This is a genomic window from Sedimentibacter acidaminivorans (assembly GCF_017873955.1).
Classification (GTDB): Bacteria; Bacillota; Clostridia; order Tissierellales; family Sedimentibacteraceae; genus Sedimentibacter; species Sedimentibacter acidaminivorans.
The window spans coordinates 134,878-148,320 of sequence record NZ_JAGGKS010000001.1 but is presented as its reverse complement, the minus strand read 5'-3'; the positions used below and the strand labels follow the sequence as shown (position 1 = coordinate 148,320).

General features: G+C 31.3%; 10 protein-coding genes and 1 tRNA gene. 10 read left to right on the top strand and 1 reads right to left on the bottom strand.

Annotated features, from left to right (window positions below):
* Window positions 1–32 precede the first annotated feature (32 nt).
* Window positions 33–1,274, bottom strand: coding sequence for a hypothetical protein (locus J2Z76_RS00710; RefSeq protein WP_209510065.1), 1,242 nt, complete (start codon window positions 1,272–1,274; stop codon window positions 33–35).
* Window positions 1,275–1,556: 282 nt separating this feature from the next.
* Here J2Z76_RS00710 and J2Z76_RS00705 point away from each other — a divergent pair, with 282 nt between their 5' ends.
* The 10 genes from J2Z76_RS00705 (at window position 1,557) to J2Z76_RS00660 (ending at window position 13,439) form a co-directional block, all read left to right on the top strand.
* Complete coding sequence (locus J2Z76_RS00705) at window positions 1,557–2,708, top strand: DUF362 domain-containing protein (RefSeq protein WP_209510064.1); 1,152 nt, start codon at window positions 1,557–1,559, stop codon at window positions 2,706–2,708.
* Between the two features lie 91 nt (window positions 2,709–2,799).
* Entirely contained in the window at window positions 2,800–3,837 is a 1,038-nt protein-coding gene (locus J2Z76_RS00700; protein WP_209510063.1) for a hypothetical protein, read from the top strand.
* A 134-nt stretch (window positions 3,838–3,971) separates the two neighbouring features.
* The gene (locus J2Z76_RS00695) at window positions 3,972–4,445 is read left to right on the top strand and encodes a hypothetical protein (RefSeq protein ID WP_209510062.1); all 474 of its coding nucleotides are present in this window, start codon (window positions 3,972–3,974) and stop codon (window positions 4,443–4,445) included.
* A gap of 166 nt (window positions 4,446–4,611) precedes the next feature.
* Window positions 4,612–4,696 (top strand) — tRNA-Leu (locus J2Z76_RS00690).
* A gap of 237 nt (window positions 4,697–4,933) precedes the next feature.
* Window positions 4,934–6,955 carry a methyl-accepting chemotaxis protein gene (locus J2Z76_RS00685; RefSeq protein WP_209510061.1) on the top strand — a complete coding sequence of 674 codons (2,022 nt, stop codon included), beginning with the start codon at window positions 4,934–4,936 and terminating at the stop codon, window positions 6,953–6,955.
* Between the two features lie 298 nt (window positions 6,956–7,253).
* Window positions 7,254–7,703: a hypothetical protein gene (locus J2Z76_RS00680; protein ID WP_209510060.1), complete on the top strand. Its 450-nt coding sequence runs from the start codon at window positions 7,254–7,256 to the stop codon at window positions 7,701–7,703.
* Between the two features lie 340 nt (window positions 7,704–8,043).
* Window positions 8,044–9,804, top strand: coding sequence for a sigma-54 interaction domain-containing protein (locus J2Z76_RS00675; protein ID WP_209510059.1), 1,761 nt, complete (start codon window positions 8,044–8,046; stop codon window positions 9,802–9,804).
* The gene (locus J2Z76_RS00670) at window positions 9,791–10,585 is read left to right on the top strand and encodes a serine hydrolase (RefSeq protein ID WP_209510058.1); all 795 of its coding nucleotides are present in this window, start codon (window positions 9,791–9,793) and stop codon (window positions 10,583–10,585) included. The genes J2Z76_RS00675 and J2Z76_RS00670 overlap by 14 nt, the downstream gene beginning before the upstream one ends.
* A 168-nt stretch (window positions 10,586–10,753) precedes the next feature.
* Entirely contained in the window at window positions 10,754–12,166 is a 1,413-nt protein-coding gene (locus tag J2Z76_RS00665) for a YfcC family protein (protein WP_209510057.1), read from the top strand.
* An 85-nt stretch (window positions 12,167–12,251) separates the two neighbouring features.
* Entirely contained in the window at window positions 12,252–13,439 is a 1,188-nt protein-coding gene (locus J2Z76_RS00660; RefSeq protein ID WP_209510056.1) for a M20 metallopeptidase family protein, read from the top strand.
* Window positions 13,440–13,443 lie beyond the last annotated feature (4 nt).

Sequence of the window (13,443 nt, the reverse complement as noted above, 5' to 3'; positions counted from 1 at the left end):
TAACAAATAAAAGTATGCTAATCAAATTTCCATTAATATTTTAAATTAAAGGTTTTATTTAATTCATTTAATTGTGACTCCATTTTTTTATAGAATGAAAGCCTAACTTTTGAAAATGACTCTAAATTTTTGTATAGCTTTTTTGAAACTAAAGAATGATTTCTTCCTACTGCATCCATAACCATAATAAGTGAGCATGAGCCGATTACTTCTTTCATAAAAACCATAGCTTGAGAATCACTGCTATTAGGAGTGTTCACTTCAAAAATATAAGAAATAAGTTTAAGTATATTTTTATCTAAATCTCCTTTAACATTTATACTAAAAATAGTCTGATGACCTTCAACTTTGTCTTCAATAGTATCTTGAAGGTCATCTAGTAGTTGAAGAAATGCACCATATTCAAAAGAAAACTCCATTTCTTCTTTTGAAAGATTTCCTTTTACGAGAAAAGCATCTGCAAGAACTGATGAACCACCTTTAAAAAAACTAATAGGAAGGATATCATCCTCCGTCATAGTTGTATTTTGATCTTGTTTTAGACTTTCTATCTGGGCTTCCTGAATTAATAATATGCTATCATATACTTGTGTGAAATCTTCTCTATTATATTGTAATTCAATATCTTGAATAAGTGCAAATACACGATTTTCATAAGCATTAGAGGAGATTTGTTTTTCGCCTTTTAATGTTTTAGTTAATATATGATTGAATCTGTTTTTTTCTTGTAAATCTATGTCTTTATTATCTAGTAGGTTATCTGTATAAGGATATAACATACTATATGCATATATAGAAGGCGTCAGATCTAAAGACATATCCCATATAATCTGAAGACTATTCATGATCCAGACATTTCGCATAGCTTGAAATATTTCCTCTCCTGATAGATTACCATCTTCCTTTTTAGCACGATTAATAAAATCTTCTGCTACATCAAGGTATCCTTTATCTATAAAGAACTTTAAAAAATGCTTATCAAAGAAATATTTTCCCTTATCAAATTCAAGGAGATGAGAGATTACTATTTTTTTTATTTCTTCAGAATCTTTGATACTTAACTCATAGGGATTTATATTTTTATATGATTTTATCTTTGAAATCAAACTATCTAATAACTTTTGAATTTCCTTTTCATTTAAAATTTTTCTTAAATAAGATGTTTTATTGATTCTTGAAAAATCAAAATTGTCCATATTAAGAAAATTATTTAAAGCATATTGTATTAGATTATTTTTTAAATTAAGCACTCTATTTTCTTTTAAATCATTCATATTAAATCCCACTTTCTCTCAAAAATACTTAAATTAAACAAATTGTATTTAATTATATCATAAAGAATTAACTGTTAACAGATTTTTATAATTCATATTTTACTAGTTAATATTTGAAGTATTTATATATTAATGATATAATTTATAATTAAGATAAATAACGAAATAAACAAGCTTAAAAGAGCTTGCTAAGGCGAAATATCGGGATGACAGCTCAAATTTTGCATAAAGAGATAAAACTAGGGGAGATTTTATATTTTGTATATCGAAAGGGATGATTATATGAGTAAAGTTATTATTCAAGAATGTAAAGACTATTTAGTAGATGACGTAATGGTTAAAATAAACAATGGTATTGAGAAATTAGGTGGATGGGACAATTTTGTTAAACCTGGAAATACAGTTTTACTAAAGGTAAATCTTATTGGACCTAAAACTTCTGATTCTGCTTCAGTTACTCACAGTGAATTTGTTAGGGCAGTAACAAGGATTTTAATAGCTCGAGGTTGTATAGTGTGGATTGGCGATAGTTCAGGTGGAGCTATAGCTGGTATTGCACCAACTGCTCAAAGTTTTAAAGTTGCAGGATATGATAAAGTTGCCAAAGAGGAAGGTGCCATTATAAAAAACTTTGACAAAGAAGGAGTCGTTGAAGTTGAGCCGCATGGTAAGTTTAAAGAAAAGATGTATCTAGCAAAACCATTGTTTGATGCAGATGTAGTTATTAATTTACCTAAGTTAAAAACCCATTCAGCAACTATTTATACTGGAGCTGTGAAAAATGTTTTCGGTTGCATACCTGGACTTCGTAAAGCCATGTATCATAAAATAGCACCTGATAAAGTGGATTTTGGTGAAATTTTAGTTGATATACATGAAGGGGCTAAATTTAATCTACATATAATGGATGGCATAACTTCCATGCAGGGTGAAGGACCTACAGCAGGAACTGTTTATAATGCAAACAAGATACTTATCAGTACAGACCCCTTAGCTTTGGATACTGTGGCTATTAAGATGCTTGGGATGAATTTTGATGATATACCTGTTTTAAAATCAGCAAAGAAGAGAAATTTAGGTCAATGTGATTTAGCTGAAATAGAAATAGAAGGTGATTACAATAATATTCCACATTTAAAAGACTATAAATTACCCAAAAATTTCAAAAGTACAAAACAAGGAAACAGTAAAGCAGTAATAAAAGTAATAGACTTTTTCAAAACTAAGCCTGTAATTAATAAAAAGAAATGTAAAGAATGCAATATGTGTGTAGAAAGTTGCCCATTAAAAGCAATAGATATAGATACTAAAAAAATTGATTATAGTAAATGCATTGAGTGCATGTGTTGCCATGAATTATGTATCCATAAAGCTGTAGAGCTGAAAAGTGATAATATTCTAGCTGGCATAATAGCAAAATTTAGAGTAAAGTAAACTGATGCAAGCCAGACAGGGTCAGACAGGGGGACGTTTCATCTGTCTTGCCTAGCCTTATAAAATTTAAAACTATCAGTAGGAGTAAATAATGAACATTAGATATTTACAAAAGATATTATCCAGAATAGATGAAATAAAAATAATTGGTAAAAATGCAATAATTGATGGTATTGTTTGTAATGTTGCAGGTATAGTGAGATATGGTTTGCAATTACGCCTTATTTTATTAGAATATGATGAGCATTATCGACAGCAAATTGAAGAGAGAGAAATATCAGAGCTTTGTGATGTTACACATGAATCCGAAACTAACAGAATTATGATGGTAAGCAGGGAGAAAGTTACTCAACCACTTAAACCTATAAAAAGCGTATTTATTGGAGATATAGAATTTGAAGTAAGTGGCTCAGAGAACCACCTCCTTAGTGTTCAAGATGGAGAGAGTGTTTTATTTCTATCTGAATTACTAAGAAATGGTTGGAATCCGGAAGGAATAGATTATCAAGATATAGATATGTTGTTTTTGACTAGTCTTGATTTAGTTGGTGATTTTACTAAAATTCCAGACTTTGAAAATAATCTCTTGTTAAATTTTACAATGAGAAAGGACAGCACTTCATACTTAGTTGAAAAACCTATTACACTAACAATAAACGGAGAATATCCTGAAAAATTGTGGTTTAAAAATAAAGAAACTGGTGAAGAAAATTGGGCTCAAATAAACAGAGTTTATCTTATGGACATGTGGGTAGATATTGAAAAAACTTTTTCGAATCCTAAGCTATTAAAGCAAATGACCATAGAACAAATTGCTACTGCAAAAAAAGATTTTGAAGAGAAGTTTTTAGAAATCTGTCCTAAGGGTATGTGCTATCCTATTGTTGAATATGAATGTGAAGAGTGCATTTCACTTCAATTTTACACAAAAAACTATCTAGAATCAAAGCCTGCTCATAAAAACAGTGGAATGGGATTCATAGTTGGGACAGAAAAAGCAACTGGAATTTTAGGGATGAAACTAAAAGCTGCAATTATTCAGGAGCCTGTAATCGCAGATACAGTAAGCATCGAGACTGAATTGTTTCAGTATTATAAGACCATAACTCCTAATGACATAATTTTATAGTTCAAGTGTATATAATAGAGTATGGTGCAATTAATTAGTTAGCGATTATCCTTAAAGATTTTCGCTCTAAATATTATGTTAAAATCAAAATAATCCATGGGCAAGACAGATGAAACGTCCCCATGTCTTTGCCCATGTCTTTGCATGTCTTTGTATATTGTGATAATTCAGGCAAAAAGGGGGAACACGTTTTAGATAATATTTTATCTGGAACTAAAACAATGGTTGTAAGAGGTGCGGCTGGTCGCAAAATACCGCACAGTCGAGTGTTTGAGGGTGAAACAGTTTATTTTATGGAAAAAGGAACGTCGCTTATCTCTGCTTTTGCTACTGTAAAATCTGTTCAAAACTATGTGAAACTGACAGAAGACGAAATTGTAAAAACGCTAAATATCAATCAGGATAAGTTGAATTTAACAAAAAAACAAAAAGAACGTTGGCACAAGAAATGCTTATGTATAGTTGAATTTGATAGTGTTCAGAAAATCGAACCACCGCTTGCGTTTGATCATCAAGGAAATATGGACGATTGGCTGATTATTGATAAGATTGAAGATGTAGTTGTTGGTACGAGCATACCTTACAACTATGAAAAGTCCAAGTTTTAAAACTGCAATAAATGGGGATGGTTCCTTTTGATCGTCAAAACACATCAATCAAAAAGAACCGTCCCCGGAATCTGTTAATGGAATGGAACTTAAAAATATATTGCTAAAAATTCCATAATATGATAATATTATTTTCGGTTAGACAATTTAATAATTGTAAATCAATGCGGATGTGGTGTAATTGGCAGATGCGCACGGTTCAGGTCTGTGTGGGTAACACCGTGCAGTTTCAAATCCTGTTATCCGTACCAAAGTTTCTAATATACAAATTTTTTTAGTTTAATATGTGACTGCTTTATTTGTGATAATATTGATAAATAAAAGTAATATTATATAGCGAATTAAAACCAGCTAAATAATCTATTTGATAGATTATTTTTGGCTGGTTTTTTGTTGTTAATCATTTTTAAGATAAAAAGTTTTTTTTTTATTTTACTTAAAGTGTTTATATATATAACAAAAAATAATATTAAGAAAGGATTTGGAAAATGAGAAGTAGAAAAAGAGTTAAAAAAGAAAAGTCAATAAGAGTAAAGCTTGTAACGGTAATATTTTTAGCTTGCTTAGTATTACTAACTGCAGTGGGGGTTTTGATTACAAATACCGTTCGTACAGAATACGAAATTACTAATCATGAGTTATTGTTAGAAAAAGTAACTAGGGTAAGCGGTGAGGCTGATGCATATTTGAAACGCTATACAACAGTAGCAGAAACAGTAGCAGCTAATAAAACAATACATGATTATTTAGTCAGTACGCAAACTGGAGTAAGCGTAACAACTAATAAAAATTATGAAGCAGTACTTGAAATATTAAGGAATACTCAAAAACCATTTAGTGATGTTGTTAGTTCTATATATGTAGTAGAGGATAATCCATCGAGTTATATAACATCATCAAAAACAATAGTTAATGAAGATGTAGATGTAACTAAAAAAGTATATTATAAAACGATACAAGATGGATTAATACATATATCAGAGCCTTATGTAGCTTTAAACACTGGTAATATGACAGTTGCATTATCAGCTCCCGTAACAGTAAATAATCAAATTGTTGGTGAAGTATGTATTGATATTGAAATAGTTGACCTTGAAAAAATAACGGGTGACAACAAATTTGGTGAAACTGGATTTTTTACTCTTCTAACAGGTGATAATAATATAGCTTATAGTAAGGATAAAGATAAAATATTAAAAAATGTTACTGAAGTAGGTTTTGACGAGAGATTGTTAACTGCAATTAAAGAGAAAAATACTGAAGCAATAGAGTATGAGGTTGATGGAGAAAAATGTATAGGAATTGTAAATGAGATAGGGGATACTGGGTGGAAGTTAATAGTAAGTATAAGCGATGATGAATTTTCAGCGGCTGTAGAAAAATTGTCAATGGGGATAGTTAGAAATTTCTTAATTGTTGGGATATTACTATTAATATTAATATTTATAATGATAACAAAAATGACAAAACCAATAAAAGATATACAAGAAGTTGCAGACAAGTTGGCTAAGGGAGACCTCGACGTTGAAATTAATGTATCGTCAAATGATGAGATAGGCAAATTAGCACAGTCAATAAGTAGCCTAACAGATAGGTTAAAGAAATATATAAACTATATAGATGAGAGCTCAGAAGTATTGAATCATTTTGCAAATGGAGACTTAAGAATAAATTTAAAATATGAATATACTGGAGAATTTGAAAAACTTAAAGATGCATTAGTAAATGTTAGTGAGACGCAAAAGCATATAATTAGTGATTTAAAAGAATCGTCTGATTCTATTAATAGTAGTGCTTCACAAATAGCAACAGGAGCAACAGTAACATCTCAAGGAGCTACTGAACAAGCAAGTGCTATAGAGGAATTATCAGCAGAAATAAATGAAATGTATATGGCCGTTAACAATACTGCTGATAGAGCAAAAGAGGCAGGAGATAAATCAGCAAAATCATCATGTGAAGTTACAAATGGTAATGAAAAGATGAACGAGCTTTTAATAGCTATGAATGAAATAAGTAATTCATCAAGTCAAATTGGTAAAATTATTAAAGTAATTGATGATATAGCATTTCAAACAAATATACTTGCATTAAATGCTGCAGTAGAAGCAGCACGTGCTGGTTCAGCGGGAAAGGGATTTGCTGTTGTAGCGGATGAAGTAAGAAACCTAGCTGGAAAATCAGCAGAGGCTGCTAAGCAAACAACAGACTTAATAGAAAACTCTATAATAGCCATTAATAAAGGAACAACATTAGCAGATGAGGCAGGAAAATCTTTAATGGGAATAGTAAGTACAACTGATGAAGCAAGCAGTATAATAGCAGAAATAGCTAGAATGGCAGAGGAACAAACTGTATCCATAAATCAAATAAAGACAGGTGTAGAACAGGTATCATCTGTAGTTCAAGAAAATGCAGCATCGGCAGAGACTTCAGCAGCTAATAGTGAGGAACTAGCCGCACAAGTTGAGCATTTAAATGAAATGATAAGTAAGTTTAGATTAAATTAAGTTATTATTTCAAAATAATTTTATATTTTTGTAAGTATTAAAAAATATACTTAAAATGTTAGTACACTTATGAAAATCCTGTCTTTTACAGTTAGTGAATCTGAAAAGCTTGTAATCCTTGTAAATATTGGGTTACAAGCTTTATTGATTTTGTAGATAATTCAAATATGTTCAACGAAGCATTGTCTATGCATAGAATGTTTAATGCCTCTGAATACAGACCCGGTTCTTTTGTATTAGCTCCCAAGGCTAAAAAAAATTTGAACTTGATTTGTGGAGAAAGGGTGAAAAGCCAGATATGTTTTTATATATACCTATTTATGAAACTGGTTATGAAGAGATTAATATTTTTGATTGGAGAAGTGAAGTTAAAAGTATGATTTTTCAAAATGAATTTGTTAAAATGGTTTCAGTTCAATCGGAAACTGTTTCTAGATATATTAATGAAGGTAAAATTATACCTGATAGTGTAGTGGAAACGGGTTATAAGAACTTTCACTTTTTAAATGAAAATATCACTAAAAAATACGCAAAGCAGTTTAATTGGGATATTATAACACCAGTAAATATGATGAACAAATTTATAGAAATGGTTGAAAAAATGGACATGTCACATTCATATAAGCCAGTTCTCTTATACGCAATGTTTGAAAATGCAGATGATAAAGTAAAAGTTTTAATTGAAGATATGGGTTTCATGAAAAGAAGTAGAGATATTGAATATGTAGAATTTAATTCACATATTTGAAAAAACATTACTAAAAAAAACATTTCAAATATATTTAAATTGTGTGATAAAGCATTAGATAATTATTTTAATGAAAAAAGGTGAAAAAATAGATTGTAATTTATTTATTTAGTTAATCTCAAAATCTCTTGGAGACATTAAATGCAGTTAATGTCCATGCTTATGATAATATAACTGCGAAAGCAGGGCTAATAGCATCACAAAAATATGAGGATTAAGCTGGAAAAATTGAGTAAAATGTTCAACATTTTGTGCCTGTGATATTGACATAAATTTTATTTTCCTATATATTAAAGTAACTATTAAATGGCTATAAGAGGTTAGTGCAATAGGAGGAAAAATGAAGAAAGATAATCATATAATAACAGACCAAAATGATAATATTGTTTTTTTAGGGGATGGGACGTTAAAATACATAAGAAGAGATTTAGTAAAACCTGTTGCATATCCGAGTGGAAGTTTTGAAAAGGGTAATGTGTTGATCTATATCTGTAATTCGGGAAGAGATTACTCATTTATTAGTAAAGAGTTTAAAATAGATTATAATGAAATACATTGTGATAGAAGACTATTAGTTATTTCGGCTATATTTAGTGAAGAGATAAGGCCTATAATAAAGCAAGATTTTAAATGCGAAGGAAAAAACGAAGAATTAATAGATACTATCTATGAAAGAAAGTCCGTATCAGTAATAAGAAAAGGAAAGAATATCACAGTTAGGGTAGATGCTCAGAAAATGTCTTTTGATACATCTAAATATAAAGAAATTGCGATTCTGATAGATGATAACGGAATAAAATACTTTATTCCTAAAGATATGGAAGAGAATGGCTTTGAGAAAACCTTAAGGAAAAAGGATTTTAATGGATACTGCGATCAAGAAAGTATTCAAAATATTAATCTAAAAAAGCTCATCCATAATAATATATATGAAGCAATTTTAAGGGGTGCGATTCTAACTGATTTTAAAGATGCAAAAGTTTTTATTTCCAAAGAGACCATTGAATTAAAGGGTATTTTATACAATTTGATTTCCTTTGACGAGGAAGATAGTCTGATTCAGAACATTATCGATGATAATTTAAAATATAATAAGATATTATCTAAGGAATCTGAAGATAAGTACGGCAGTATGCAATACAATAGTTTCAGACTGTGGGGAAATGAAGGAAAATTTAGAGAACTAGAAAAACTACTTCAAAAAGGAAGTGCTACCAATGCAACTATCTTATTGACCGGTGAAAGTGGAACTGGAAAAACATTTCTGGCAAGAGAAATACATAAATGTAGCAAGAGGAAAGATAAACCATTTGTACATATAAATTATGCGGCTATAGCTTATCACCTTTTGGAAAGTGAGTTATTTGGTTATGAGGAAGGTGCCTTTACTGGAGCTAAAAAAGGAGGTAAAGAAGGCCTGTTTGACATGGCATTTGGAGGTACACTATTTCTGGATGAAATAGGTGAAATACCTCTAACTCTTCAAGGTAAACTGCTGGAAGTAATGCAAAGTAAGACGTATTATCGTGTAGGCGGTACTAAAAAGCGCAAAGCAGATGTAAGATGTATCGCAGCAACAAATAAGAATCTGGCAGAAATGGTAAAGGAGAAGAGTTTTAGAGAAGATTTATATTATAGAATAAATGTATTCCCAATAGAGATACCTCCGCTTAGAGAAAGGTTAGATTGTATACATGCTCTAATATCAGACATTCTTCCAGAGATATGTGAAAGGCTTGAGATTGAACCTGTTTTGATAGGATATCAAACAATGGAGAAAATCAAGGAATACCCATGGCCAGGTAATATACGGGAATTGGAGAATGTATTGGAAAAAGCTGCTATTTTATGCGATGAAAAAGTAATACCTCCTGATGACATAATTTTACCTGAACATGATCAATTTGCATTAAAACCTATGACTTTAAAAGAACTTAAAGAAAACTGTGAAAAGCAGGCAATACGAAATGCGTTAAATTTATTCCATGGAGATAAAATCAAGGCGGCTCAATATTTAGATATAGGAAGGACGGCTATTTTTGATAAGATAAAGAAATATGCTATTATATATGAAGGGATAGAAGAAAATGATTTTAGATAATATAAAAGATAGAATTGATAACTTTCGAGGAAAGATAGGTATTTATTACATCGATCTGAATAGTGGTGAAAGTTGCTATGTTGGTAATTGTGATGTTTTTCTCGCCTCTGGTTCAGTTAAGATCATTACACTTCTTGAAGCATTCAAATGGATAGAGGAAGGTAAAGCTTGCAAAGATAGTAAATATATTCTCAAAAATAGCGACTATATAGGAAATAAAGAAAATAAAGTTAAGACGTTTGGTGCTCTGGAATATCTTCATGAAGGTACCGAATTAACTTTAGAAGATCTATATAGGCTAAGCACTTCAGTAAGTGATAACATAGCATTCAATATATTATTCAGAATGTTTGGGGAAGAAGAAATAAATAAAACCTTAGATATGCTGGGTTTTTCAAAGACCAGACTTCATAGAGCAATCCTGGACAGGGAAAAGATAAATAATGGTATTGAGAACTATGTTTCCATAAAAGAAATGGCCAGATTGTTTTACAGAATGTATAAGGGACAGATCATATCAAATAGAGCGAGCTATGAAATGCTTGAAATATTGGGAGAACATCAACAAAACAGTATAATACCTTATTACTTCGTTGAAGACTTTCACATAGCTCATCAGACAGGTATAGACGATAACATGATTATGGATATGGGGATTATTTATAGCGAAAATCCATTTATTTTGTGCATGGCAGCCGAGGACTCTAATACAAGAAATGCAGAAAGTGTTATGAGAGACATTACTCTTTTATGCTACAAAAATTCAAACAAATCCGGATAAGTGGACTAAATCCAGATAAACGAATAATTGGATGGAAATTGTGTAGATAATACGTGTGAAAATGCGTAAATCTACACAATTCTTTTTTTAATATTGTTGGCACATAATTTGCTTATATGTTTATTGTATTAATTAAGGCTTAATTAACAATTAAAAGGAGGGTTTTAAATGGAAAGTGCAAAGAAAAAGTTGAAAAAGTTTAGCATGCCTGATACCTTAATTATTGTAGCTGCTGTAGTTTTAGTCATGGCAATATTGTCATGGGTTATACCATCGGGTACATATGATTATCAAGACCAGGATGTTAACGGAAGAATTAGAAGTGTAGCTATTAATGGAACTTATCATGAAATTGATAAGTCGGAAGTATTACCTACAGGTTTTTTAGGGTTATTCTCAGCTTTTTATAGAGGCTGTGTTGATGCTGCAGATATTATTTTTGTAATTTTATGCTGTTGTGGTACTTTTGGAGTAATGGTAAAGACTGGTGCATTCCACTCAGGAATAGGTACACTGCTAAAACGGCTAGGCAATAAAGGATTGATATTAGTACCTATATTAATGATAATTTTTGGTTTAGGTGGTTCGATTTTCGGTATGGCCAGTGAATTCTATGGTTTTTACCCACTTATTATTGGTTTAGGAATAGCGATGGGTTACGATGCAATGTTTGGTTTTGCAGTTATAGCTTGTGGTGAGTTCGTAGGTTTCATGGGCGCTACATTAAATCCGTATACAGTTGGTGTAGCTCAGAATGTTTCTCAAGTAGAATTATATTCTGGAACTTGGTACAGAGCGATTTGTTTAGTTGTATTTATGACAATTGCAATAGTTTATGTAATTAGATATGCTAAAAAACTATCGAGAGATCCTAAAACATCAGTTGTTTATGGAGAAAAATCAATCCATGAATTTGCAGAAGGAGATTTGGATTCATATGAATTTACTACATCCGATTTACTAGTAATCTTAGACATCGTTGCAATATTAATAATCCTAATGTTTGGACTTATGAAATGGGGTTGGGATTATCCTCAACTATGCGGGTTATTCTTGATTATGTCGATGGTTGCTGCTGGAATCAAAAAATGGTCACCAAACAAATGGTGTGCTGAGTTTATAGACAGTGCGAAAACTGTTGTTTGGGGCTGTATCCTAACTGGTGTTGCTAAGGGTATCGTAATAGTTATGAACGATGCTATGATTATGGATACAGTTATTTTCCACCTATCGAATCTATTAATTAATGCACCAAGCGGAATTTCAGCTCAATTAATGCTCATTGTTCAAACTCTAATAAATTTCTTTATTCCATCTGGTTCAGGGCAGGCAGTTGCTACAATGCCTATCATGGCACAGCTTGCCGATATTATCGGTGTATCTCGTCAAACAGCAGTGCTTGCATTCCAGTTTGGTGATGGTTTATCAAATATCTTCTGGCCTACAGCCGATATCGTTATCATATGTGGCTTAGCTGGAATTAAACTTGAAAAATGGTATAAATGGTTTGCCCCACTATTCTTGATGTTGCTTGCAGCTCAAATGATTATGCTTGGAATTGCAGTAATGATAGGATATTGATAGTAATAATAGATATATAAATATTAATGTCGAGCCTCTATTATAGATAGTTGGGCTCGACAAATACTATAATTTGGAGAATGAAATGGATTTGGATAAAATAATCAAAAAATATAAGCTAGATAAGGAAATAATTGAAATAAGAAGGCATATTCATCAAAATCCAGAGTTGTCCGAAATGGAAAATGAAACTACAAAGTATATTTGTGGAAAATTGGATGAGTGGAATATTGAACATATAAAAGGAGTTGCAAATACTGGTGTAGTTGCCATTATTAGAGGTAATCAACCAGGTAATACTGTTGCAATTAGGGGGGATATAGATGCCTTACCCATTTGTGAAGAAACTAATCTTGACTTTGCATCTATAAATAAAGGCATTATGCATGCCTGCGGTCATGATTCTCATGTTTCGATTTTGTTAATCACCGCAAGAATAATTAGCTTATTAAAAGAAGAATTAAAAGGAAATGTAAAATTTTTCTTTCAGCCCGCTGAAGAGACTATAGGTGGCGCCGAAAGGATGATAAAGGACGGATGTATGGAAAATCCTAAGGTGGATTATGTATTAGGACTACATGTCGACCCTACATATGATGCTGGAATAGTTGGTATAAGGTATGGAAAAATGTATGCGGCATCTGACATAATAGATTTGAACATAAGAGGTAAAAGTGCTCATGGTGCTCATCCTAATGAAGGAATTGATACTATTTCCGTTACAGCCAATATAATAAATACAGTACAGACAGTAATAAGTAGGAATGTTTCTCCGTTAAATTCTGCAGTATGTACTTTTGGAATGATAAAAGGTGGTACTGTTAGAAATCAAATAGCTGACAATACAAGGCTTGAAGGTATAACCAGAACATTAGATCAAGAAACAAGATTGAGCGTACGTGAAAAAATAAGAGCAATTTGCGAGAACGTAGGCAGAGCAATGGGAGCACAAATAGAATTCAATGTTACTGAAAGCTATAGTCCTCTTGTTAATAATGATGAAGTTACTAGTTTGGTAGAAATGAATGCTAAGGCCCTTGTTGGTGAGAAAAATGTTGTATTGGAAGAATTCCCTGATTTAAGCTGTGAAGATTTTTCCTATTTTGCAATGAATAAACCTGCATGTTATTTTCATTTGGGTTGCTATAATCAACAAAATGGTCCTAGAGTAGACTTACACCATCCTAAATTTACTATTGATGAAAAATGCATGATTATAGGAGTAAAACTTCAAGTTGAGAATGTTGTCTCGTTGCTTAATAAAGGAGTATAAATTT